Raw genomic sequence first — 23,779 nt, 5'->3', positions numbered from 1 at the left:
CGTTGGAAATGATTACCAGTCCTTGTCCGGCTGGCGGTATTCGATGCGGTTCGGCCCGAGCGCGCCTTTTTCGAAATCAGCATTCTCCTTGAGGATGCGGCGGGCGGCATCCTCCGGGGACTCGCCGGCCTTGGGCTTGTTGCCGCCGTTCTCTTTGTCACCGTCGTCGCCCTTGTCGCCGGGATGGTCGCCGCCCTCGCCCTGCTCGCGCTCTTCGTCGCCGCCTTCACCCTCTTCGCCTTCGCGTTCCTCGCCCTTGCCTTTGCCCTTGTTCTTGCCGTTTTTGCCTTCGCCCTCTTGGTCGCCGCCTTCGCCCTTGCCCGGCTGCTTCTCGCCTTCGCCTTCACCCTCTCCGGGGCCGGGCATCGGCTGGATCTGCTGGGCATTCTCCTGAACCTCTTCGAGGATTTCGCGCAGCTTCTTGAGATGTTTGACCGTGAGCGTACGGTTGTGGCGCGCGGCCTCCAGCGAGGGATCGTAGCGGAGAGCGGAATCGAAGTGCTTGATGCTGTCCACCCAGTCGGTGAGAACGCCGCTGAAGCGGTCGAATCCAGCCGTGTCCCCGTTATCGGGCAGGGAACCCTGCATCCATTCGGAGAGGGCTTGGCGGACCATTCCGTCGAACTGGTCCATGGGATCCTGCTTCTCCGCACTGTCCTTCTTCTTCGAAAGCCCGAGCACGGCATCCGTGATCTGCTTGAAGGCATCGGCCTTCTTTCCGTCGCTCTCCGGTGGATTGATTTTCGGATAGGCGGCGTTGTTGGAGAGCCGCTTCCAGCCACTGTCGAAGAGGATGGTGCCAAGCCCGTGATGGGCCGCGGCACGGACCTTCGGATTCTCGGAGCGCAGGGCCTCGCTGAAGGCGTGGCGCGCGGTCTCGATATCGCCCTGCCGGTAGGCGGCGGTGCCTTGGGCAAGCCGGTAGCGGAAGGCTTGGTCGGAATCTTCCGCTTCGCTGGCCAGCTTGTCGTAGAAATCCTCGGCATCGGCATGCCGCCCTTCTTTCATGGCCTTCAAGGCATCATTATGTTCGGTCCCCGCGCGGGCCGGTTGCGGAGCGAAGGCAAGCAGCAGGGCGGCAACACCCGCCGAACTGGCCGGGCCGAGGCCGCGCCAGCGGGTGCCGGCGATCACCGAAGCGATCAGGCACAAGATCGCGGGCAGCACGCACCACTGGTAATACTCGACCGGCACGAAGCGGTCCTTCCCGGCGATCTCGAACTGCTTCATATCGGAAATCGCCGCCTTCACCATGTCCGGGATGCTGGCCGCGGAAGTCGCCACCGCGAAACGCCCGCCGGTCTCCGCGGCGAGTTTCTTCAAGCCGGTGGTGTTGATCCCGCTGCGCACGATGTTGCCGGAGCGGTCGCGGTGCTTGCCATCCGGAAAATCCTTGTTCGGGATGAAATCGCCCTGCTCGGTGCCTACCGCGATGGCGAAGATGTAGACCCCGGCCTTCTTCGCCTCCGCGGCCAGACGGCTCATCCGGCCCGTGGTTTCGTCGCCGTCGGTCAGTAGGATCAGGGCGTTCTCCTTTTGCCCGGTGTCCTTGAGCGTCTTGATCGCCAGTTCCAAGGTGCCTTCCAGATCCGAGCCGCCGACCGGGATGAAATCCATGTCGAGTTGGTCGATGGTTTCACGCACCGCCGCGTGATCGACCGTGAGCGGGGCGAAAAGGTAGGGCTCGCCAGCGAAGCCGATCAGCCCGATCCGGTCGCTCGGCAGGGCTTCCATCAGTTCGTAGCAGAGCGTCTTCGCCTGCGTCAGCCGGTCGGGTTTCAGATCGCTGACCAGCATGCTCCGCGAAAGGTCCAGTCCCAGCAGGATATTACGTCCGCGGGTGGTCTCGGCCGACAAGCCTTTGGTCGTCTGCGGGCGGGCCAAGCCGAAGGCCAGCAGGATCGTCGCCGCCATCAACAGCGCAAAGGCGAACCAGCGGGGCAGGGGGCTGCCGCGGCGCAGTAGCTTCGGCCGCAGCCGCGGGGCCGCGAAGGCCGACCACTGCTTGCGGCGCAAACGCGCCGTCAGCACCGCTCCCACCGTGAACAGGGGGACCAGCAGCAACAGCGCAAGCCAGGCGGGTTGGGCGAAAGTCATGGCGCGGGCGGAGGGTTGAGGGCCAGCAGGAAGGCTGCCACCAGCGCAGCCAAGACCGATGATCCGACGAACCAAGGGAACAATTCCACGTCTTCGATCACCGTTCGCGACACGGATTCCGACTTCTCAAGCTGATCGATCGTTTTGAAGGTGTTTTCCAATTGGGCGACATCCTGCGCCCAGTAGTGCTCGCCGCCAGTGATCTGGGCGATCTTCCGCAAGGTCGGCAGGTCGAATTCCTGGCGCGCGAAGCGCTGGATTTGGCTGGAGACGCGGCCTTCTTCGGTGCCGATCGCCACGGTGTATATCTTGATGCCCAGTTTCTTGGCATTTTCCGCAGCCTCGATGGGGGAGATCTTCCCGGAATTCGAGGCGCCGTCGGTGCAGAGGATGATGATCTTGCTCTTGGCATCCCGCGAATCGAGGCGGCTGGAAGCGGCCGCGATGGCGGAACCGATCGCCGTGCCCATCTCCTTGAGGATGTTCAGGTTGACCTGCTTGAAGCTGCTCAGGAGCCAGTCGTGATCCAAGGTGATCGGGCTTACCGAATAAGGCCGCCCGGAATAGATTACCATACCGATCCGGTCATCCGGACGGGCGGCGATGAAATTGTGGACCACCTTCTTGGCCGCATCGATCCGCGTCAGGGCCCGGCCATCCGGGGTCTTGAAATCGGGGATGCTCATGGACAGCGAGACATCGAAGGCAATCGCGATGTCGATCCCGCTGGCCGTCTTGGCGTGGTATTCATTCCGCCAGACCGGCCGGGCCATCGCGAAAATCGCCGGGACCAGCGCCAGAATCGCCAGCGGGAATCCGATGGAGAAGGCGGAGCGCCGCACCTTCGCGCCCAAGCTCACCAGCACGGAGAGCGAGGAAAAGGTCAGCGCCGCCTCCGCGCCACGCCCGCGCCGCAGGAGAAAGAGCAGGGCGCAGGGGATCAGCAGGAGGAGCCACTCCGGCTGTGCGAATTTGAAATGTTCAATGAAGGCCCTCATGCGGGACGATGCTGGTGAAGGCGCTCAAGCAGTTGACGCGCCGCTGAATATAGCGCCACCGGATCTCCAGTTGCTTCAGGACCATACTTCAAACGCGCCAAATGTGAAAATCCTTCGGCGGTACTGCTCCGCAAGTCCTCGGGATAAGAAGCAAGAGACTGGTGGCGGGCCACAAATTCCTCGTGGGTTTCGAAAAGTGCCGGATCGCCGGAAGCCACCGCGAGATAACGCCGCAGCGTGATCGAGACGGACGTCGCCGCCTCTTGGATGGTCTGGCCCCCGCCGCCTTGCAGCTCTGCCATGGCCCGCCGGAAGGCTTCCTCCCGGGCCGATTCCTGATTTACCAGGCCTTGGGGCTTTCGCTTGCGCAGCAGGACGATCAGCCCGGCGACCAGCGCCAGCACCCCGAGTCCGATCAGACCCCAGGCCCACAGCGGCAGGCCGGGATCGGGCAGCAAAGGTTCCGCCGGAATCGGATCCCGCAGCACGAAGGTTTCGTCGGTCGGCTCGGCCATCGGTCAACGGGTGCGCTTCTTCGCGCGTTTTTTGAGCAAAAGGTGCAAGTCGCGCAGCCGGTCGCGATCGGTGAAAAGCTGGGCGTGGTCGATCGCGTGCTTTTTGCAGACGGCGAGAAGTCCTTCGGCCTGCCGCCGCATCAGCTTCTCGTAGCCCATGCGCAGGTTGGCATTGTTGGTATTGACCAGGACTTCCCACCCGGTTTCCGGGTCGGTGAGGACCACCTTGCCGGCCTTGGGCAGGGACATTTCAAGGGGATCGGAGATCTGTAGCGCGATCATCTCGTGCTTGCGCCCGAGCTTGCCCAAGGGCTTTTCGAGCGGATCGTCGAAGAAGTCCGAGATCATGAACACGAAGGCCTTCCTCCGCAGGGTCCGGATCAGGAAATCGCAGGCTGCTGCAATCGAGGTGCCCCTTTTCCCCGGTGGTGGATCGGCCATCAGGATCTCGCGGACGATCCGCAGGACGTGGCGGGTGCCCTTCGACGGCGGCACGAATAGGATCGGCTCCTCCGCGAAGAGCAGCAGGCCGACCTTGTCGCCATTGCCTGCCGCGCTGAAGCCGAGGATCGCCGCCGCTTCCGCCGCCGCCTCGCGTTTGCTGAAATGGACGCTGCCGAAATCCGAGGAGCCGGAAACATCCACCGCCAGGATGACCGCGAGCTCCCGCTCCTCCCGGAACTTCCGGATGTAGGGCGAGCCCATGCGCGCCGTGACATTCCAATCGATGAAGCGGATCTCGTCTCCGTGCTGGTATTCACGGAAATCGTCAAAATCCAAGCCCTGGCCGCGGAACGAGGACTGATACTCGCCGGCAAAGGACTCCCGCACCAGTCGCCGGGCCTTCAGCTCCAGCTTGTGGACCCGGTTCATCACCTCCTCGATGTGCTCGGCCTCGGTCATCCGCGTTTTGCCTTCCTCTTCAGCCTTTCTTGGAACTTCGAACTTCTCACTTGGCACTTCACGGCACTGGCACCTTTGCCATTACCCGATCCAGAATCTGGTCCGTGGTTACCTCTTCGGCTTCCGCCTCGTAAGTAAGCAGGATGCGGTGGCGGAGGACGTCGTGGACCATGTCCTTCACGTCCTGCGGGGTCACGAAGGCCCGGCCGGCCGAGAAGGCGCGGGCGCGGGCGGTGAGCGCCAGGTTGATGGTGCCGCGCGGGGAGGCACCGGAGCGGATCAGGTGCTTGAGGCCGGCATCGATCTTCGCCGGGAAGCGGGTCGCACGAATCAAATCGACGATGTATTCCCGCACCGCCGGATCGATGTAGATCTGGTTCACGTGTGAGCGGGACTCCGCCACCTGCTGCGGGGTCGCGACGTTCTTGGTCCGGTAGACCGGGGCGGAATTCGCCATCCGGTCGAGCACGATCAGTTCCTCCTCTTTGCTCGGGTAGCCGACGCTCACCTTGAGCAGGAAGCGGTCGAGCTGTGCTTCGGGAAGCTGGTAGGTGCCCTCCTGGTCGATCGGGTTCTGCGTCGCCAGCACCAGGAATGGCTCCGGCAGACGGTAGGTGGTATCGGCCAGCGTGACCTGCTTTTCCTGCATCGCTTCGAGCAGCGCGGATTGCACCTTGGCCGGGGCACGGTTGATTTCGTCCGCGAGGATCAGGTTGTTGAAAATCGGGCCGAGCTTCGGCGAGAACTTCGCCTCCTGCGGGTTATAGACCATGGTGCCCAGCAAGTCCGCTGGCAGCAGGTCGGGCGTGAACTGGAAGCGCGCGAAGCTGGCTTCGAGCGAGCCGGACAGCGCCTTGACCGCCAGCGTCTTCGCCAGACCGGGGACACCCTCCAGCAGGATGTGGCCGTTGCACAGCAGTCCGATGATCAACCGGTCCACGAGACTCTCCTGGCCTACCAGCACCCGCCCCATTTCCTCTTTTACCGAGGTGATCCACCCGCTCGTCGCGGCGATCCGTTCCTGCAATTCTTCTGTAGTCATCTGTGGCTTTCGGAAATCTTGCTCAATCCATCCCGCAACCGCCAAGCGCGAATCCGCGGCGGCACCGGGCAAAGCGCCCCGGGTGTCAAAGGCTGTCTGAAAAAGGAACACCGGGGCGCAAACGATGTCGCAAAAGTACGTGTCATCCGAAGCCCATGGCCAGCTGCAGGAGCTGCTGGTCCGCGATCACCCGGCTCCGGAATCCCCGAGGCAGCTCAATGTTTCGAGCGAATCCACGCCAAAACCTTGGAGTCGTCGCCGTCGGCCGCCCAAACTTGGCGGAGGAAGTCGGCCGGATGCAGCCCGCCATTTTTCTCCAAAAAGTTCCGGTCACCCCCGCAGCCGAACATGAGATCCGGGTCGAGTTCGCCGCGCAGTTTGGCGCGGGCTTTCGCCAGGAGGCGGGGCAGGTAGGGGATGCCCTCCAACACGTCGCCGAAGGTCGGCACGTCGTCACGGCTCAATTCCTTGGTGCCCGGCTTGCCGTGCATGACGACTTGGAAGTAGTCCCGCCGTACCGCCGCGACCAGCAACGCGGTCGAAGCCGAGGGGACTTCTTCCTCGCAGAAATCCTCCACGAAATCGAAAAATTCCCTCGGCTTGTAGCCGATCTCCGCCAGAAGCGCCGAGTCCGCCGCGGTGTAGTAGCCGGTGAAATCCTTGTCTCCCGACTGATAGCGTTTCACAGAGCGGTCGAAGAGTTCGAGAAAGCGGTCGTTCCAAGTCATGAGCAGCTAAGCTGGTGTAGGATTCTGGAGGTGCAAGCCCGGGAACGTCTAGGGGACGTGGATGCCGTGGATCATGGGCCAACAGCCGCGGATGGAGCCGTGGTGCAATTTCAGGGTCGAGTCGGTTCCTATCCACCCCGGCTCGCCTTGCTCATTTACGAACGCCACGCCCGGCGGGAGGTCTGGCATGGCGTCGGCGATCCGGGTAATCTCCGCTTCGGCCCGGTCGGACATCTCGATCCACTGAATCTTCAAGGCAATCGGATCGAGATCGCGGGCCTTGATCTTTTCCACCGTTCCTGGACTGATTTTTGCGAAGCGTCGCATCATCGCGAGGAGAAGTTGGGGGCTGAAGCCCTCGTCTTTCCCGCAGGCCGCCCAGATGATCGCTTCCAAAGGGTAGATTCGCCCGAGTTCGACGATATCGATATAGTCGCGGGTTTCCGTTCGGGCGGAAAGGGCGAGCGCCTTGTTGGTCGCCATGTCAAAAAGATGGAGCCGCCATCCCAGCAATGGGTCGGGAACGATCGGAAAGAACCTGAAAGCCGAATCGTGAGCCCAGTCGATCTCCAACTGATTGTCGTCTTTTCTAACGACCGCCTTCCGGAAAGAGGTGGGTCTATCCCAAGTCCCGTAGGAAAGCAGTTTCTCGACCGTGTATCCCGAAGTCGCAAGTGCGGCGACATCCGCCTCACTGTGGGCCGCAAGGTCGGCCACGACGTCGTGGAATAGATCGAAATCGTTAGAGAACCGAGCCGATTCGTCGTTCGCGTTGAGGACAAGCCCGCCGGCGAAATGGCTTGCCTCCGAGCGGTTCGCGACGAGAAGCGCCAAGATCTCGCGTTGGAAGCCGGTTAGAGGCATTTGTGGAATTCTTGCGCGGCCAGCCATGCCTCCCGATCACCGTGTTTGCGAAGCTGAAGCACGACTTCGCGGAGATCGTCCAGATAGCGGATGCGAGCGTCGGGATCCCAATACCAGAAGCAGCCGGGGAACTTGCGTCTCAATGCCTCCGCTCGCGCCACCAATTCAGGCGGCGCGATTTCCCGGACAACGGGTGCGATGGCGCTTTCGCTCACGGAATAAAGCTAGCCGGATTCGCTGCCCGATGCAATCCCGCGGTTCCTGGACCGTGGGTCACCCCCCGCAACCCGCGCTGGCCCGGTCCTTCAACCGCTCCAACTCCATGGAAGGGATCGGCGTCGGCTCCGGATACTCGAAGATCTCGCCCTCGTAGTTGCGGAGGACCGTCTTTTCGTGGTCGCGGTGGACCACGTAGTTCGGATTCAGCGGGATCTTGCCGCCGCCGCCCGGGCCATCGATCACGAATTGCGGGATCGCGTAGCCGGTGGTGTGGCCGCGTAGGCCCTCGATGATTTCGAGGCCCTTCGACACCGAGGTCCGTAAGTGCGAGGAGCCGCGGATCAGATCGCACTGATAGAGGTAGTAAGGCCGCACCCGGCACATCAGCAGCTTGTGGACGAGCGCTTTCTGGACTTCCACGGAATCGTTCACGCCCTTCAGCAGCACACTCTGGTTGCCCAGCGGGATGCCGGCATCGGCCAGCCGTTCGAGGCCCTCCTTCACCTCCAGCGTGAGTTCGCGGGGGTGGTTGGTGTGGATCGAAATGAACAGCGGGTGATACTTCTTCAGCATCGCGCACAGCTCCGGAGTGATCCGCTGGGGCAGGAAAATCGGGATCCGCGAGCCGATCCGCAGGAACTGGATGTGCGGGATCGCCCGCAGGCGGCTGAGGATCTTCTCCAGCTTCGCATCCGAGAAGAGCAGGGGATCGCCGCCGGAAAGTAGCACGTCGCGCACCTCGGTGTGCTCCTCCAGATACTTGAAGGCCGCCTCCCACTGGGTTTCCAGATGCTGCTCGCCCACGCCGGAGACGACCCGCGAACGGGTGCAGTAGCGGCAGTAGGAAGCACAGCGGTCTGTCACCAAGAACAGTACCCGGTCCGGATAGCGGTGCACCAGGCCCGGCACCGGCATGTGCGAATCTTCCCCGCATGGATCGGCCATTTCCTCGGGCGCGTCCCAGCCTTCCTCCATCCGCGGGATCACCTGGCGGCGGATCGGGCAGTTGGGATCGTCCGGATCGATAAGATTGAAGAAATGCGGCGTGATCGACATCGCCAGCTTGGTGCCAGCGAGTAGCACGCCCGCTCTCTCCTCGTCCGTGAGGTGGAGGCGGGCTTCAAGGGCTGACAGCGAAGAAACGCGGTTCTTGAGCTGCCAGGTGGCGTCGTGCCAGTCGGTCATCGCTTCCGCGGGCCAGTAGCCTGGTGCATGCGAACGGAAGGCGGGGTCGAAGTCGGTATGTTGGCCCATCGGGGTTCCGCGAAATTAGAGGGCTTCCGGTCCCTGTCAAATGAGGGATTTGGGAGGGGCAGGGAGGAGGTTCGACCGGAATTCTTCCCGGAAAATGTCGAATTCGGAGTTACCGAATGCCGATTGAGTAGTCTGGAAAGCTTTTAAAGCCTTCAGAACTACACTTCATTCGGCATTCGAAAATTCGGCATTCGACATTCTCCGCTACGCTTCCGCGTCATCCTTCTTCACCGCCGGGGCGATCGAGTCGATCAGATCCAAAGCGTCCTGATCCAGCGAGGGTGCTTGGAGGGCGGCCAGCGAATCGTCGAGCTGTGCGACGGTCCGAGCGCCGATCAGGGCGGAGGTCACGCCGCGCTGGTCGAGCGCCCAACGCAGGGCCAGATGCTGGAGGCTGAGACCCCGCTCGCCGGCGATCTGGTTCAGGGCACGGATTTTCTCGATCTGGGCATCCACCTGCGAGGTCTGGAGGAAGCCCTCCGCCCGCGCCGCCCGCGAGCCTTCGGGGATTCCGTCCACATACTTGCCAGTGAGCATGCCTTGCGCGAGCGGGCTGAAAACGATCGAGCCGATTCCCTTGTCATCCAGCCAATCGTGGATGCCCTCGGCTTCCGGCCAGCGGTTCAGGATCGAGTAGGGCGGCTGATAGATCAGGCAATTCACGCCCATTTCCTTCAGCATCTTGACCGCCTTCTTGAGCATCTTGAGCGGATACTTCGAGATCCCGACGTAGAGCGCCCGGCCGGATTGGAGCGCCGTCGCCAGCGCGGACATGGTTTCCTCCAGGTTGGTCTTCGGGTCCGGGCGGTGGGAGTAGAAGATATCCACGTAGTCCACCCGCAGCCGCTTGAGAGATTGGTCGAGCGAGGACAGCACGTGCTTGCGGGAACCCCATTCTCCGTAAGGTCCTTGCCACATGTCGTGGCCGGCCTTGGTGGAGATGACCAGTTCGTCGCGGTGCGCGGCGAAATCTTCCGCGAGGATGCGGCCGACGTTTTCCTCCGCACTGCCTGGCGGCGGGCCGTAGTTGTTCGCCAGGTCGAAGTGGGTCACGCCACGATCGAAGGCGCGGCGCAGGATCGCGCGCGCCTCGTTCTGATCGTCGACATGGCCGAAATTGTGCCAGCACCCCAGCGAGATTTCGGGCAGCTTGAGGCCGGAATCACCGCAACGCCGGTAAGGCATGCGGCCGTCGTAGCGGGATGGGTCGGCGGAATACATGGAGGTAGAAATTCGATGGATGAAAGATGATATTTGAAATCTGAAATTCTGAAATCTCAGAGTGCGCGGAGAGCTTTGATCCGCACGAGCACCGGCGGGTGACTGTGGTCGAGAAATACCCGGAAAGGATGGGGCGTCAGATTCGATAGATTCTTTGCGGACAGCTTCTTGAGTGCGGTCACCAGCGATTCCGGCTCGCCGGTGGCCTTCGCGGCAAAGGCATCCGCCTCGAACTCGTGCTTCCGGGACCAGGCATTCGCCGCGATCCCCAGCAGGCGGCTGACCGGCGCGAAGAGCAACGCGAACAGCACCAGCCCGACGTGCGCGGAGATGATCTCCACGCCGAAGGCATCGAAGAGCATCCGCGAGAAGGCCCCGCCGCCGATCACCAGGCCTAACAGATAGAACAGCACCGCGGCTTGAACGATCGATACGGCCAGCCGCTGCACGATGTGCTTCAGCTTGAAGTGCCCGATTTCGTGCGCTAGCACGGCGACCAGTTCGCCTTGCGTCTGCTCCTCCACGAGGGTGTCGTAGAGCGCGATCTTCTTGTTCTTGCCGAAGCCGGTGAAGAAGGCGTTGGCCTTGGTCGAGCGCTTCGAGCCGTCCATCACCGAGATCTCGCCGAGCGGGAAGCCGCACTTGCGCGCCATTGCCTCGATCGCCTGGCGCAGCGGGCCGTCGGCCATCGGCGTGAACTTGTTGAACAAGGGCAGGATCAGAGTGGGTGCCAGCCAGGTCAGGAAGAGCTGGAAGGTCACGAAAAAGCCCCAGGCCCAGAGCCAGGCATTTGCCACGTGGCCGAAGATCCAGAGGATACCCGCCGCCAGCGGCAGGCCGAGCAAGGCGGCCAGCAGCAGGCCCTTCACCTGATCGATGACGAAAGTCTTCGGCGTCGTTTTATTGAAGCCGAATTTCTCCTCGATCACGAAGGTGTCGTAGATCGAGAAGGGGAGTTGGGTCAGCATTTGCCCGACGAAGAGCAGGCCGAGGAAGACCAGCCCCGCAGGCAGCTCGCCGGGGGCGATGTCGCGCGCGAAACGGTCCAGCCAGCCGAATCCGCCCGCCAGCCAGAAGGTCAGCAGGATGAACAGCGATGCCGTGGAATGGATGATCTCGAAGCGCGCCGACTCCCGCGTGTAGGCCTGCGACTGCGCGTAGCGTTCGCCATCGAAGACATCCGCGAACTCCTTCGGCAGGTCCGGAGACAGCGCCTTCAGATTCAGGATCGTCGCAATGAAATCCAGTTTCCACAGGCCGAACAAGGCCAGCAGGATCACGATCGCCAAGGCATTCAACTCCATCTCGGGGGCGACGATGTACCGGCTTGGCGGCGGTGGATAGCGGATATTGTCGGCTCAGCGAGGTGCCTTCCCCGGGTGAAGAAATCAATACCACCTGTAGAGCATTAACGCCAAACCAAGCATGACTCCAATCGAAAGAACGGGAACCAGCAGGACCAAGCCGAAGGTATCAAGCCACGAAAGTTCGGGCCTCTGCCGCCCCGCCTCTGCCGCCATGCGCCGGTAGTCCGTTGAAAACACCGTCTTCGTCGTTCGCGAATAGAGCACCCAAATCGTCCAGAACGTCGCCACCGCTCCGTAAGGAAAGAACAGCGCCAAACAGGCGATCGCCGCTCCTGCGACCCGCGCCCGCGGGTTGAGGCACCGCAAGCCCACGCCTACATAGACACTCAGGGCGGCAAGAAGGAACAAGGAGGCCGGGATCCATTTCGGTGCATGGGGCACCATTCCGGAGGACCGATCGCCGACGATGTGGACCAAGATCAAGAGAGCGAATACGGGTGCCAAGCCGAAGAAGAGCAGCCCGAGCCCACGCACCCGGGCCTCGGTCCGCAAATAGCTCCGTCCTTCCACCGCCGGAGAAGGGGCCAGCGAAACCGTGCTGCCCGAGGCCTCCGCGAGCGAATTCTCCTTATCCATCGGTTAACCCGGATGGTCTCGGGTGAAGGTGCCGCTGGCAATGGGATTCGTGCCAGAGAACCGGTAGCCTCATCTAGTGGCGAAGCGATCCGAAGATCGCAATGCCCACACCGGCGAGAATCACCAGAATGAAGATCCCGAGAACAATCCAGACCACGATCGAGGTCTTGTATTTGATGTGGGGAGTCGCGGCGATAATCTCCTTATAAGGCGCGCTGAAGACCATGGCACCCTTCTTCGAAAAGAGGAGATTCAAGATGTAGGTATTGATCAGGATGGCGAGGATGCTCTGCGGCAGGCCGAAGATCGAGAGCACCAGATTGATACCGGTGAGGACCCCGGCGACCACTCGCGCCGCCGGAGAAAGCTTGCGGAGTCCGTAGCCCACCCAGAATCCGAGGATACCAAGCGCAGGGAGGAGCACCATCAATCCCACCTCCGCTGCTCCTGCATTGCCACCTACCGCTGCGATGATCAGCCCGGCCCCGCCGATAACGAGGAATAGCGAGCCGATGAAGTACAAGGAACCAACCCCTTTCACCGAAGCCTCGTGCTTGATGTGCTCACGGCGGATCATGTCAGCATCGCTTGCCAGAGGTGGCGGGGTTGCTGTGGTGAGAGGAGCTGCGTAAGGATTCGCGTCCATGGAATGGGCGGGATCTTAGTTAACGGGTCCTGAACGTCAAGACATCGCGATGCTGCGGCTAGGGGTTCTTGGTGGCCGCCGCATCCACGAAGGCCTTGAGTAACTTCGCCTGCCGTTCATCAGCGGGCATCAGCTTCTCCGGATGCCATTGCACCCCGATCAGGAAGCGCTGCGGATCGGTGGTCTCGGTGGCTTCGATCACCCCGTCCGGGCTGCGTGCCGCGACGCGGAGGTCCTTGCCCGTCACATCGACCGCCTGATGGTGCCACGAGTTCACCTCAAACTCCGTCTCACCGAAAATCCGTTGCAAGCGGGAACCCGCCTCAAGCGTGACCTTGTGGGTGGTCCCACGATGATTGCCGCCTTTCTCGCTGGGAATGTCCTGCACCAGCGAGCCGCCATGGAGGACGTTGATCCATTGGCTGCCCAGGCAGATCCCGAGCAGCGGCTTGCGGGTCTTCTCGATCCACGCCTTGCCCAAGGCTTTCTCAAAGCTCAGGCGATTCCCGTCGAGCAACTCGACGGTCGGGTCCTGCGCTTCGCCATACTCGGCAGGCGGAATGTCGGCTCCGCCCGGCATCAGCAAGCCGTCGAGTCGCTCCAGATAGGCTGCGATGGTCGCGGGATCCGCGTCGTAGTTCGGCAGGATCACCGGGATGCCTCCGACCTGGCGCACGGCGCGGACGTAGGTATCGGCATTCACGCTGGCGATGCCGATCAGCGGTGTCTCCCGCACGGCGTCGGGAGCCGGCGCTTGCGGCTCGGTCTGTTTGTGGCAGGCTAGGAAGCCTAGCCAAGCGGCGGCGAATACCGCGGCGAAGGTGATCCAGTGGCGGTGAAACATGAGGCAGACGATGCCAACCTTAACGGGAATTGGGGAGGCGAATCTCGTGCCGGTTCTTCTCGATGTAGGCGAAGAGCCCGCTCTCGATGCTTTCCCGATTCCCGTAGTAGCGGCTGTCGCACTTGCCAAGCTGATCTTCGATCTCGTCGGGTAGGTGCGACATAAAGTCTGAGATCGCGCCGGAATCGGCGGGCAAAGCGAGAGCCTCAACGGCATCGCCGGTGATTGCCGCACAATTCGGACATCCGATCCGCTCCAAGGCCCCGACGATCGACGGGACATACTCCGATGAAGAGTCAAAGAACTGCCGGTAACCGCCGTTGTTCACCGACCTTTCCAAGGCTTCCACCGCCAGGACGGTCAGCTCCGCCTCGGAAACCGTATCCCTTCCCGCGAGCGCCTGCTCGATCGCCAGAACGATCGAATCGATGCGATGCGTGTGCTGCATCGCGATCAACTGATCGATCGTCTGGCCGCCGTATTGCTCTAGAAAGGGCTTGGACATGGACGTAGGGAATCACTCCAGCTTCACCAGCAGGTCATCGCTATCCACCTGCTCGCCCTTCTTCACCAGGATCTCCTTCACCACTCCATCCTGCGAGGCGCTGACGGTGGTGAGCATCTTCATGGCTTCAAGGGTGATGAGCTTGTCGCCTTCCTTGACCTCCTGGCCGGGCGAGACGGCGACTTCGGTGACCATGCCGGGCATCGGGGCGCAGGCTTGGGTGGTGTCGTCGGGCTTGCCCTTGATCCGGGCAGGCTTCGATTCACTGCTGACCCGCGACTTGTCGACGATCACGCTTTCGCGCGGCATGCCGTTGAGCTCGTAGAACAGGGTGCGGCGGCCGTCGGCATCCGCGTCGCCGATCGAGACCAGTTTGACGAAGAGGGTTTTGCCGGTGTCGATCTCCATCTCGACTTCCTCGCCGGCGCACATGCCGTAGAAGAAGGCGGGCGTGGCCAGGCCACTAAGGTCATCGTACTTGCGGCGGAACTCCACGAACTCCGAGAAGACCTGCGGATACATCAGGTGCGAGTAGAGATCGTCATCGTCCACCTGACGGCCGATCTTCTTCGCGACCTGGGCGCGGGTGGCTTCCAGGTCCACGGCTTCGGCAAGATCGCCGGGGCGCTGGGTGGTCGCGGGCTTGTTGCCCAGCACGACCTTCTGCACATCCGCGGGCCAGCCGCCGTCCGGTTGGCCGAGGCCGCCGGCGAGCATGTCGATCACGCTCTCCGGCCAGTCGATCGAGCCGGGCTTCAGCTTCGGTACGTCCGCCGCCTTGATCCCGCGGGTGATCAGGAACATTGCCATGTCGCCGACCACTTTCGAGGAAGGAGTTACCTTCACGATATCGCCGAAAAGCTGGTTCACGTCGGCATAGGTGCGGGCGATCTCGCGCCAGCGGTGACCGAGGCCCATGGCATTCGCCTGCTCGCGCAAGTTGGTGTATTGGCCGCCGGGCATCTCGTGCTCGTAAACCTCCGCGGTGCCCGCGCGCGGCGCGGAGTCGAAGGGCTTGTATTGCGCGAGCACCTCTTCCCAGTAGTCGGAGATCTCGTTCAGGGCGTCCGCATCCAGGCCGGGATCGCGATCCGAATTCGCCAACGCGGCGCAGACCGAGTTGAGGTTCGGCTGCGAGGTCGAGCCGGACATCGACGCGATCGCCAGATCGACGATATCCACGCCGGCGCGCGCCGCGGCGATCACCGAGGCGGCGTTCAGGCCGGAGGTGTCGTGGGTGTGGAAGTGGATCGGGATCGAAAGCTCCTGCTTGAGTGCATCGACGAGATTGTAGGCGGCCTGTGGCTTGCAGAGGCCGGCCATGTCCTTGATCGCCAGGATATGCGCGCCCATCTTCTCGAGCTCCTTGGCCTTCGCCACGTAATACTTCAGCGAGAACTTATCGCGCTTCGAGTCGAGGATGTCGCCGGTGTAGCAGATCGCGGCTTCGCAGAGCGCCTTGCCGTGGTCGCGCACCGCCTCCATCGCCACCTGCATGTTCGGCAGATAGTTGAGCGAGTCGAAGATCCGGAAGATGTCCATGCCGGCATCCGCGGAATGCTTCACGAAGCCGGCCACGACGTTGTCCGGATAGTTCGAGTAGCCCACCGCATTCGAGCCGCGGAAGAGCATCTGGAAGAGGATGCCGGGCACCTTTTCGCGCAGGCGGCGCAGGCGCTCCCACGGGCATTCCTTCAGGAAGCGCATGGAGGTGTCGAAGGTCGCCCCGCCCCACATTTCCAGCGAGAACAGGTTCGGCAAGGCCGCCGCGTAGGCGTCGGCGATCCGCTGCATGTCCAGCGTTCGCATCCGCGTCGCGATCAGCGATTGGTGCGCGTCCCGCATCGAGGTATCCGTGATCAGGAGTCGCTTTTCATCGCGGATCCACTTGGCGAATTCCTCCGGCCCTTTCTCTAGCAGAAGCTCGCGGCTGCCTTGGAAGCTCTTCGCGGGGAATTGCGGCACGCGCGGGTTGAGGATGGGCTTCTCGGGCTTCCAGCCCTTGGCCGTCGTGTTGCCATTGACCGTGATATCGGAGAGGTAGGACAGCAGCTTGGTCGCACGGTCGCGCTTGGCCTTGAATTTGAGCAGCTCGGGCTTGGTGTCGATCAGCTTGGTGTGGGCCTGGCCGGAGCGGAAGGTGGAGTCTTTGATGACATTCTCCAGGAAGGGGATGTTGGTCTTCACCCCGCGGATCCGGAATTCGCGCAAGGCGCGGTCCATGCGCACGCAGGCGGTCTCGAAATCCCGGCCCATCGCGGTGAGCTTCACCAGCATCGAGTCGTAGAAAGGCGTGATCACCGAGCCGGCATCGCCCGATCCCGCATCAAGGCGGATGCCGAAGCCCGCGGCCGAGCGGTAGTTGAGGATGCGGCCGTAGTCCGGCGCGAAATTCTTCTCCGGATCCTCGGTCGTGATCCGGCACTGGATCGCATAGCCATTGCAGGGGATTTCATCCTGCGGCGGGATCGCGATCTCTTTGCTCAACAGCGAGAAGCCCTTCGCCACCAGGATCTGCGAGCGCACCAGGTCGATGCCCGTGACGCACTCCGTCACGGTGTGCTCCACCTGGATGCGCGGGTTCATCTCGATGAAGAACCAGTCTTTCTGGTCCATGTCGTAGAGGAACTCGACGGTGCCCGCGTTGTTGTAGCCAATGCCCTTGGCAAGCGTCACCGCTGCCTCGCACAGCTCCTTGCGGACCTGCGGGTCGAGCTCCACCGAAGGAGCGATCTCGATAACCTTCTGGTAGCGGCGCTGCACCGAGCAATCGCGCTCGTGCAGGTGGACGACGTTGCCGTGCTGGTCGCCCAGGATCTGCACCTCGATGTGCTTGGCTCGCGAGATGTAGCGCTCCAGGAAAACCGCCGGGTTGCCGAAAGCCTTGTCTGCCTCGTTCTGCGCTTCGGACAGCAGGCCGGCGAGTTGCTCGGGCTTTTCCACCACGCGCATCCCGCGTCCGCCGCCGCCAAAGGCCGCCTTGATGATGAGCGGGAAGCCGATCTCCTTCGCGACCTTAAGCGCTTCCTTCGAGTCCGTGATCGGTTCCTCGGTGCCCGGCAGGGTGGGGACGTTGAACTTGGCCGCGAGATGCCGCGCCGCCGTCTTGTCGCCCATGCTTTCCAGCAACTCGGGGGAGGGGCCCACGAAGATCATGCCTTCCCGGGCGCAGGCCCGTGCGAAGGCCGCGTTCTCCGAAAGGAAGCCGTAGCCGGGGTGCACCAAGGTCACGCCCTTCGATTTCGCCAGCGCCGCGATCCCGTCCACGTCGAGGTAAGCGCCCACCGGACCCTTGTTCGGATCGAGCTGGTAGGCCTCGTCCGCCTTGAAGCGGTGGCGGGAGAAGCGGTCCTCTTCCGCGAAGATCGAAACGGTGCGGAGGCCGAGTTCGTTCGCGGCGCGGAAAATGCGGATGGCAATCTCTCCGCGGTTCGCGGCGAGGAGCTTGTCGGTCTTGGGCTGCGGCATGCGGCGCTTTCCTAATGGAGCGCTGCCGAATCGGCCAAGGGGAAAGGTGACAGCAGGCCGTTCCTTAAGGCTCCTAAAAATTCTTGAAGAATATTTCCCGAAAAGTGTTGACGCGTCCCCCGGTCTGAGGTAATCCTTCGGCGTCGCGACAATAGTAGGCGGCCCGATTGAAAGGTCTTCCCGGTTTTTGGGTTTTTCCGGAGGCTATTCGATCGGGCCGCTTCTTTTTTTGTTTTGATGCTTCGTTTTGCGGAAGCGGACGCGGCCTTAGGAGCTGGCCGATGGCATTTAATCGTTGATCACCTGCGCGATCCGCGCCCGGTCCAGATCGAAGGGGCTCAATTCCAGCATCACCACCGCATCCGCCACCAGCTCTGGCGGTGCCGCCGCCAATTCCTTCGAAAGATGGCAGAGCACCCGTTTGCCATTCGGCAGGGCGGCTTCATGGAGACCATTGCCGAGGGTCTTGAGAATGGTGGCCCGCGTCCTCAGGCAATCGTCGTGACTCATGGCGCAGAGGCAGGCACTTGCGGCGGGCTTTTGCAAGCTTGGCCATCCCAGTGGCTTGACGTTGCGAGACTGATGCCGCAAGCTCTGCGGTCTCCGCGGCCATGGCGAATGGCTCCGGACCTATCCTTAGCACCATGAATCTCCGACTGATTCTCCCGGCCTCCGCCGCAATTTTCCTTGCGGCCTCCTGCACCCCTTACGTTGAGCCGCCGCCGCAGGCCCCGGCTGATCCCGCTGTCAACAAGCAGACGGAGGAAGAAAAGGCGAAGATCGCCGAGCAGCGGGAGAAAAAGAAGAAGGCCGCCGACGAGCTGACCAAGAAGGAGAAGACCGAAGAGGGAGCCGCAACTCCCGACGGTCCAGCCGCCGGAGGGAACCCGGATCCCGACAAGACCGATACCAAGAAGCCGGACAAGAAAGAGGAGGTGAAGACCGCACGGGCGGTTCCAGGTCGTCCGGGGATGGTTTTCAGCCCTTTCAACAACAAGATCGTGGACGTAACCGGCATCCCCAGCGGTCGTCTGGTGGCAGATCCGACCTATCCGGCGTCGGAGAAGAAGCACTTCCGCGTCCCTTGAGATTCCAGCGCCTCTACAGGCTTTGATTTCGAGGAGCCGGTCCCGCCCAAGGGTCCGGCTCCTTCATTCCCGGAGACCCATGGATTTTCAGAAGGTGGCCATTCTCGGCGGCGGGCTGCTCGGCGGTTCGCTGGCCCTCGCGTTGCAGGAACGATTTCCGAATCTGGGAGTCAACCTCTGGTCGAGGAGGTTGGAAAATGTGAAAGCCGCAAAAATCCGCGGAATCGCTGGCGCCACCGATGGGATGGCCACGGCGATCAATAAAGCTGATTTGGTTGTTTTGGCGACGCCAGTGGGTGCGATGGCATCTGTTCTCCTCTCGGCACAGGGTGCGGGCCTGTCCCGCAATGCATTGATTACCGATGTGGGTAGTGTGAAGGCCCCCGTTCATAGAGTCTTGCGACCTCTTCTGAAGTTCACGGGTGGGAAGTTTATTGGAAGCCACCCGATGGCGGGTTCGGAAAAGACCGGAGTCGAGGCGGCAAGAAAGGATCTATTCCAAGATGCCGCATGCCTGATTACGGACGAAGATCAAGTAGGCGAGCCGTGGGTGGGACGCCTCAGATCTTTTTGGGAAGCTCTAGGATGTAAAGTCTATGAGCCGCCCGATGGCCTTCAACATGACATAGCGGTGGCAAACGTGAGTCACTTTCCCCATATGATGGCAGCCGCGACTTCTAGGTCGGCATTGCGCGAACAGTGGTATGGCCGGGTGAGTGGGGGTGGCCTTCGCGACACAACTCGCGTGGCAAGCGGTGACCCGAATATGTGGGCAGAGATTGCTGTCGAAAATAAGGATGCCCTCGCAGAGGTAATCAGGTCCTGCATCCTCGATTTGGGCGTAATGCTTGCCAACCTAGAAGCGGGCGACCAAGAAGCCCTGCGCGTGTGGTTGGCTGAGGCGAAGCTGGCCCGCGAATCAGCCCTCAAGCCTGTCCAAAGCGATTATCAATGAGCGAGTTCCGAGTCCGATCGATCCGCACGCTGGATGCCGAATTTCCGGTGCCCGGCGACAAGAGCATGTCCCATCGTGCCGCGATGATCGCGGGTCTTGCCGACGGGGTTTCCACCGTCCGCAACTTCCTGCCCAGCGAGGATTGCCTGAACACCCTCGGGGCGATGCAGGCATGCGGCGTGAAGGTGGAGGTGCTGGAGGAAATGCCCGGCTTCGGGCCGACCTCGATGCGCATCCATGGTCGGAAGATGCAGCTTGCCGCGCCCACCGCGCCGCTCGATTGCGGAAACTCCGGCACCGGCATGCGTCTGCTCGCCGGCTTGTTCGCGGGACAATCCTTCGACTGCGAACTTTTCGGCGATGAATCGCTTTCCGGCCGCCCGATGGGTCGCATCACCGATCCGCTTGAACTGATGGGCGCGAAGATCGATTGCCTCGGCGCGAAGCCTGGCTGCGCGCCGCTGAAGATCCACGGCACCAAGCTGCAGCCGATCCGCTACGAATTGCCCGTGGCCAGCGCCCAGGTGAAGAGCGCCGTGCTGCTGGCTGGGATGTTCTGCGAGGGCGTCACCACCGCGGTCCAGCCTGCCGATACCCGGGACCACACCGAGCGCATGCTTGAGTCCTTCGGCGTCAAGATCCGCATCGAGGGCCAGGCGATCTCGATCGAAGGCGGGCAGATTCCTCAGGCCCGTGACTTCCGCGTGCCGGGTGATATTTCCAGCGCTGCTTTCTGGGTGGTGGCCGCAGCCGCCCTACCGGGCTCGCGGCTCGTGATCAAGAACGTCGGCCTGAATCCGACCCGCACCGCGGTGCTCGATGTGATCGAACGCATGGGCGCGAAGATCACCCGCACGGTGCTCTCTTCCGACGACGGCGAACCGATCGGCGATATCGAGATCCTCGGCGGACCACTGAAAGGCACCGGACTTCTCAAGGCCGAGATCCCCAACCTGATCGACGAGATTCCCGTGATCGCCATCGCCGCGGCCCTCGCCGAAGGCAAGACGGTGATCCGGAATGCCAAGGAACTCCGCGTGAAGGAGACCGACCGCATCACCACCGTGGTCGATAACCTGCGCGCGATGGGCGGACAGGTGGAGGAATTCGAGGACGGGATGGAGATCACCGGCGGGAGCCCGCTGCATGCCGCCAGCGTCGAAAGCCACGGCGATCACCGCATCGCGATGGCGTTTGCGATTGCCGGGCTCTTCGCGGAAGGCGAAACCGTGGTCCGCAATACTGCCTGCGTGAATACTTCCTACCCCGGCTTTGCCAAACAACTCGCCGCCGTGCTCGCCGGGAGCAAGGTCGCGGCCGATTACGATCTGCCCGCAGTGCCTGTCCAGCCATGATCCTTCACCGCGCCATCGCCATCGACGGACCGGCCGCTTCCGGCAAGAGCACGCTCGCGCGCATCCTTTCACAGCGACTCGACCTGATCATGGTGAATTCCGGGGCCATGTACCGGGCCGTGACCTGGAAGGTGCTCAAGACCGGCGTCGATCCAGGCGATCGGGCGGCCGTGGTCGAGGCCCTGCGCAACATGGAGGTCGAATGCGGCGTGGACGGTCTCTCTTCAACCGTGCGTATCGATGGCATCGATCCCGGCGACGAACTGCGCAGCGAGGAGGTGAATGCGAATGTCTCCGCCGTGGCCGCCGTTCCGGAGGTCCGTGAGTGCCTCGTCTCCCTGCAGCGCGATTTCCTGAAGCTGGGCGACGTGGTGATGGAAGGCCGGGACATCGGCTCGGTGGTCTTTCCGGAGACCCCCTACAAGATTTACATGGATGCGGACCCGGATGTCCGCGAGGCCCGCCGGGAGGAGATCGGCGAGGTCGATTCCGTGGCCGCCCGCGACCATGCGGACAGCCGCCGTGCGACCGCACCGCTCAAGATCGCGGACGGTGCGGCGATCCTCGACACCTCCGGACACACCATCGAAACCGGCGTGGCGGCTGCTTTGGCCATCCTCAAGAGCCAAGGCTTCCCGATTCCCGCGGACGGGGAGGGCAATCCTCTCTAACAAATCACCGCCCATGCGTTGGATCTATTGGTTCGGTTGGACCCTCTTCGGCAGCGCCTATCGCTCGCTCTTCGGCTTGAAGGTGATCGGCCGCGAACACTTGGTCCGGGAGGGCTCGGTGCTGATCGCGTCCAATCACGAGAGCTTCCTCGATCCCCCGCTGATCGGGACCCTCTATCACGACGAGATGTTCTATCTCGCGCGGAAGTCCCTGATGACGACCCCGCTGCTCAAGTGGATCTACCTCGCGTGGAACTCGATTCCGGTCGATCAGGACCGGCCGGACATGACCAGCCTGAAGACGATCATCAAGTTGCTCAGTTCCGGCAGGCGCGTGCTGGTCTTCCCCGAGGGCGAGCGCAGCCTGGACGGAGTGATCGGCGTGGCTCAGCCGGGCGTCGGCCTTGTTGCCGTGAAGTCGAACGCGGTGATCCAACCGATCCGCATTGAAGGAGCGCGGGAGGCTTTGCCCCGCGGATCCGGACGCGTCCGCTTCACCCAGATCACCCTCCATATCGGCCCGGCGATCCGGCTGACCGAGGAAGAACTGGCGGCGAAGGGCTCGCACGGCTACCAGCGGATCGCCGACCGGATCATGGAGACGATCAAGGCGCTTTAGGATGCAGCCAATTCGTCACTGCTAGTCCGGGAACTTTTGAGAACTCCGCGACGTTCGCCGTGACGACGGTAAGGCCGAGTGCCCGGGCATGTGCTGCAATCAGCAAATCGTTGGGACCGATCGGATTTCCCGACGCTTCGAGCGATGCTCGAATTTCGGCATAGTGTCGATCTACGGGTTCTTCGAGCGGGAGGATTGTGACGCTGAGCAAGATTGCTTCGACATGCTCCGAAAGTCGTTCCGACCTCCGCTTCGCGGCACCGAAGCGAAGCTCCGCTGCAACAACGATGCTCACTGCGATCGAATCTTCGCCTTCTTTTTCGATGCGATCCCGGACAATTCCGGAAGGATTGCGGATCAGCTCCGAAAGGATGTTAGTATCGAGCAGGAAGCGCGTGGAGTTTTCACCGGGCATATACTACGGCAAGTCGATGTCGTCCAAGCGCTGCATTCCCTCGTCGATGTTAGGGAACTCCAAATCCAACGGCTCCAACCCAGCCAGAACAGAAAGAAGCCCCCTCTTTTTGCCAATGGGCTCGACGATCAGCCGGTCACCTTCACGACGTAACAGCACTTCATCTCCTGGCAGCTCGAATGCCTTTGGAATGCGCAATGCCTGGTTCCGGCCGTTTCGAAATAGTGCCGCTCGCCGGGTTTCGGAAAGAGCGTTATCGATATTCGGCATAGGCCAAGCATAGGTCGGGCGCGGGGACTGTCAAGAACCGGAGTCGGGAAGCTTCAAGCATCGGCCTCCGCCCGCAGTTCCTCGTAGACCCTTAGCAGCTCCGTGACGAGAATGCCATCGATCGTCATCCGATCATAGCAGGCGTTCTCGATCGCGAGTCCGGAGCAATTCGCGTCCGAGATCCTGGCACCGCTCAAGGAGACGTTTTCAAATCCGGCACCGGCGAGGCTTACATCTTCGAATCTCGCGCCGCCCAGATTCACATCCTGGAAGCGCGCGTCGCCGAGATCGACATTCGCATACTCGGCACCTTTGAGGCAGGCGTTTTCGGTTCTTGTGCTCATGACACGGGAGGGAAGACGCATTCTCGCTTATCCTCCCGGGCGAGAAATGGCGAGAACGCATTTGGCTGCCATCGACGCGAGGGGAATTTTCCGGTAGTCTCGAATCCCTGAAGCAGGGCCTGGTCATTTCCGATCTTCATCTGTTCTCACCGCGGGCATGCGCGGAAGAACTGCTCGACCGGCTTGCCGCGGAGTTGGACCGCGTCGATGTGCTGGTTCTCAATGGCGACACCTTTGACTTCCGCTGGAGCACGCTGCCTTGCGAAGCAGCCTCGATTGCCGGGGCCCGGAGCTGGCTGGAGCGGTGGATCCGGCGCTTCGAGGGGCGGGAGATTCATTATGTGGTGGGGAACCACGATTGCCTCGGCACCTTCCGTGAAGAGCTGAAGGTCCTGGCCGCCGGGTCAAACGTTTTGACGGTCCACGATAGCCACGTCCGCTTGGGGTCATCGCTCTTCCTTCACGGGGACTGCTCGAACCGGGGCATGAATCCGGCCCGCCTGGCCGCCTATCGCAAGGTCTGGAGCAAGGACCGGCAGCGCGGCATCTGGGGCCGGAGATTTTACCGAGTGGTGGATGCCACAGGAGCCGGAATCTTGTTTCATCGCTGCTATTTTCAGCAGGCCGCGACTGTCGGAAGAGTGACGCGGTATCTGGACGAAGCGCTGCCGGGATGGCGGAACGGCACCAGCGATTGCTATTTCGGACACACCCATGTGCCATTCCGAGATCACCGCGATGGAGAAGTTCGCTTTCACAATACGGGCTCCGCGACCCGGAAGATGGGGTTTCAACCGCTGCGGTTCGACTGCTGA

General features: G+C 62.1%; 26 protein-coding genes. 6 read left to right on the top strand and 20 right to left on the bottom strand.

The window, feature by feature from the left end; all coding sequences use genetic code 11:
- Positions 1-12: 12 nt before the first annotated feature.
- The 17 genes from ABWK72_RS03375 to ABWK72_RS03295 all read right to left on the bottom strand — a co-directional run bounded on the left by ABWK72_RS03375 (position 13) and on the right by ABWK72_RS03295 (position 17,757).
- Positions 13-2,097, bottom strand: coding sequence for a VWA domain-containing protein (locus ABWK72_RS03375; protein WP_367873375.1), 2,085 nt, complete (start codon positions 2,095-2,097; stop codon positions 13-15).
- Positions 2,094-3,095 carry a VWA domain-containing protein gene (locus ABWK72_RS03370; RefSeq protein ID WP_367873374.1) on the bottom strand — a complete coding sequence of 334 codons (1,002 nt, stop codon included), beginning with the start codon at positions 3,093-3,095 and terminating at the stop codon, positions 2,094-2,096. The genes ABWK72_RS03375 and ABWK72_RS03370 overlap by 4 nt, the downstream gene beginning before the upstream one ends.
- On the bottom strand, positions 3,092-3,610 hold the full coding sequence (locus ABWK72_RS03365; protein ID WP_367873373.1) for a hypothetical protein: 519 nt from the start codon (positions 3,608-3,610) through the stop codon (positions 3,092-3,094). Before ABWK72_RS03365 ends, ABWK72_RS03370 begins: the two co-directional genes overlap by 4 nt.
- A 3-nt stretch (positions 3,611-3,613) precedes the next feature.
- Positions 3,614-4,513, bottom strand: coding sequence for a DUF58 domain-containing protein (locus ABWK72_RS03360; protein WP_367873372.1), 900 nt, complete (start codon positions 4,511-4,513; stop codon positions 3,614-3,616).
- Positions 4,514-4,571: 58 nt separating this feature from the next.
- Positions 4,572-5,555, bottom strand: a complete 984-nt coding sequence (locus ABWK72_RS03355; RefSeq protein ID WP_367873371.1) for an AAA family ATPase — start codon at positions 5,553-5,555, stop codon at positions 4,572-4,574.
- Positions 5,556-5,770: 215 nt separating this feature from the next.
- On the bottom strand, positions 5,771-6,283 hold the full coding sequence (locus ABWK72_RS03350) for a DUF5069 domain-containing protein (protein ID WP_367873370.1): 513 nt from the start codon (positions 6,281-6,283) through the stop codon (positions 5,771-5,773).
- A gap of 48 nt (positions 6,284-6,331) precedes the next feature.
- Positions 6,332-7,117 carry a hypothetical protein gene (locus tag ABWK72_RS03345; protein WP_367873369.1) on the bottom strand — a complete coding sequence of 262 codons (786 nt, stop codon included), beginning with the start codon at positions 7,115-7,117 and terminating at the stop codon, positions 6,332-6,334.
- Between the two features lie 20 nt (positions 7,118-7,137).
- Positions 7,138-7,362, bottom strand: coding sequence for a hypothetical protein (locus ABWK72_RS03340; RefSeq protein WP_367873368.1), 225 nt, complete (start codon positions 7,360-7,362; stop codon positions 7,138-7,140).
- A gap of 58 nt (positions 7,363-7,420) precedes the next feature.
- Positions 7,421-8,620 (bottom strand): KamA family radical SAM protein, encoded by a 1,200-nt coding sequence (locus ABWK72_RS03335; RefSeq protein WP_367873367.1) that lies wholly within the window; start codon positions 8,618-8,620, stop codon positions 7,421-7,423.
- 204 nt (positions 8,621-8,824) lie between these two features.
- Positions 8,825-9,841: an aldo/keto reductase gene (locus ABWK72_RS03330; RefSeq protein WP_367873366.1), complete on the bottom strand. Its 1,017-nt coding sequence runs from the start codon at positions 9,839-9,841 to the stop codon at positions 8,825-8,827.
- A 56-nt stretch (positions 9,842-9,897) separates the two neighbouring features.
- A complete protein-coding gene (locus tag ABWK72_RS03325; protein ID WP_367873365.1) occupies positions 9,898-11,145 on the bottom strand; it encodes a M48 family metallopeptidase in 1,248 nt (415 codons plus the stop codon).
- Positions 11,146-11,229: 84 nt separating this feature from the next.
- Positions 11,230-11,784, bottom strand: coding sequence for a hypothetical protein (locus ABWK72_RS03320; protein ID WP_367873364.1), 555 nt, complete (start codon positions 11,782-11,784; stop codon positions 11,230-11,232).
- 73 nt (positions 11,785-11,857) lie between these two features.
- Entirely contained in the window at positions 11,858-12,430 is a 573-nt protein-coding gene (locus tag ABWK72_RS03315) for a hypothetical protein (RefSeq protein WP_367873363.1), read from the bottom strand.
- A 58-nt stretch (positions 12,431-12,488) separates the two neighbouring features.
- On the bottom strand, positions 12,489-13,274 hold the full coding sequence (locus tag ABWK72_RS03310) for a gamma-glutamyl-gamma-aminobutyrate hydrolase family protein (RefSeq protein WP_367873362.1): 786 nt from the start codon (positions 13,272-13,274) through the stop codon (positions 12,489-12,491).
- Positions 13,275-13,293: 19 nt separating this feature from the next.
- Complete coding sequence (locus ABWK72_RS03305; RefSeq protein ID WP_367873361.1) at positions 13,294-13,779, bottom strand: DUF4375 domain-containing protein; 486 nt, start codon at positions 13,777-13,779, stop codon at positions 13,294-13,296.
- Positions 13,780-13,791: 12 nt separating this feature from the next.
- Positions 13,792-17,247: a pyruvate carboxylase gene (locus tag ABWK72_RS03300; protein ID WP_367873360.1), complete on the bottom strand. Its 3,456-nt coding sequence runs from the start codon at positions 17,245-17,247 to the stop codon at positions 13,792-13,794.
- A gap of 288 nt (positions 17,248-17,535) precedes the next feature.
- Positions 17,536-17,757, bottom strand: a complete 222-nt coding sequence (locus ABWK72_RS03295; protein ID WP_367873359.1) for a hypothetical protein — start codon at positions 17,755-17,757, stop codon at positions 17,536-17,538.
- Between the two features lie 134 nt (positions 17,758-17,891).
- Here ABWK72_RS03295 and ABWK72_RS03290 point away from each other — a divergent pair, with 134 nt between their 5' ends.
- The 5 genes from ABWK72_RS03290 (at position 17,892) to ABWK72_RS03270 (ending at position 21,935) form a co-directional block, all read left to right on the top strand.
- A complete protein-coding gene (locus ABWK72_RS03290; protein ID WP_367873357.1) occupies positions 17,892-18,335 on the top strand; it encodes a hypothetical protein in 444 nt (147 codons plus the stop codon).
- A gap of 79 nt (positions 18,336-18,414) precedes the next feature.
- Positions 18,415-19,290: a prephenate dehydrogenase gene (locus ABWK72_RS03285; RefSeq protein WP_367873356.1), complete on the top strand. Its 876-nt coding sequence runs from the start codon at positions 18,415-18,417 to the stop codon at positions 19,288-19,290.
- The gene (aroA, locus tag ABWK72_RS03280; protein ID WP_367873355.1) at positions 19,287-20,645 is read left to right on the top strand and encodes a 3-phosphoshikimate 1-carboxyvinyltransferase; all 1,359 of its coding nucleotides are present in this window, start codon (positions 19,287-19,289) and stop codon (positions 20,643-20,645) included. Before ABWK72_RS03285 ends, aroA begins: the two co-directional genes overlap by 4 nt.
- On the top strand, positions 20,642-21,316 hold the full coding sequence (cmk, locus tag ABWK72_RS03275; protein ID WP_367873354.1) for a (d)CMP kinase: 675 nt from the start codon (positions 20,642-20,644) through the stop codon (positions 21,314-21,316). Before aroA ends, cmk begins: the two co-directional genes overlap by 4 nt.
- Positions 21,317-21,329: 13 nt before the next feature.
- Positions 21,330-21,935 carry a lysophospholipid acyltransferase family protein gene (locus ABWK72_RS03270; protein WP_367873353.1) on the top strand — a complete coding sequence of 202 codons (606 nt, stop codon included), beginning with the start codon at positions 21,330-21,332 and terminating at the stop codon, positions 21,933-21,935.
- On the opposite strand, the gene ABWK72_RS03265 is transcribed toward ABWK72_RS03270, so the two are convergent.
- From ABWK72_RS03265 to ABWK72_RS03255, 3 genes are read right to left on the bottom strand one after another with little or no spacing between them, the layout of a single operon-like run.
- Positions 21,922-22,350, bottom strand: a complete 429-nt coding sequence (locus ABWK72_RS03265) for a type II toxin-antitoxin system VapC family toxin (RefSeq protein ID WP_367873352.1) — start codon at positions 22,348-22,350, stop codon at positions 21,922-21,924. The genes ABWK72_RS03270 and ABWK72_RS03265 overlap by 14 nt on opposite strands.
- Before the next feature lie 3 nt (positions 22,351-22,353).
- Positions 22,354-22,620: an antitoxin gene (locus tag ABWK72_RS03260; RefSeq protein WP_367873351.1), complete on the bottom strand. Its 267-nt coding sequence runs from the start codon at positions 22,618-22,620 to the stop codon at positions 22,354-22,356.
- Positions 22,621-22,673: 53 nt separating this feature from the next.
- Positions 22,674-22,964 (bottom strand): pentapeptide repeat-containing protein, encoded by a 291-nt coding sequence (locus ABWK72_RS03255; RefSeq protein ID WP_367873350.1) that lies wholly within the window; start codon positions 22,962-22,964, stop codon positions 22,674-22,676.
- Positions 22,965-22,993: 29 nt separating this feature from the next.
- Here ABWK72_RS03255 and ABWK72_RS03250 point away from each other — a divergent pair, with 29 nt between their 5' ends.
- Positions 22,994-23,779: a metallophosphoesterase gene (locus ABWK72_RS03250; RefSeq protein WP_367875314.1), complete on the top strand. Its 786-nt coding sequence runs from the start codon at positions 22,994-22,996 to the stop codon at positions 23,777-23,779.

This window comes from Luteolibacter sp. Populi (assembly GCF_040801775.1).
Classification (GTDB): domain Bacteria; phylum Verrucomicrobiota; class Verrucomicrobiia; order Verrucomicrobiales; family Akkermansiaceae; genus Haloferula.
This window is presented reverse-complemented; position numbering and strand designations above follow the sequence as displayed.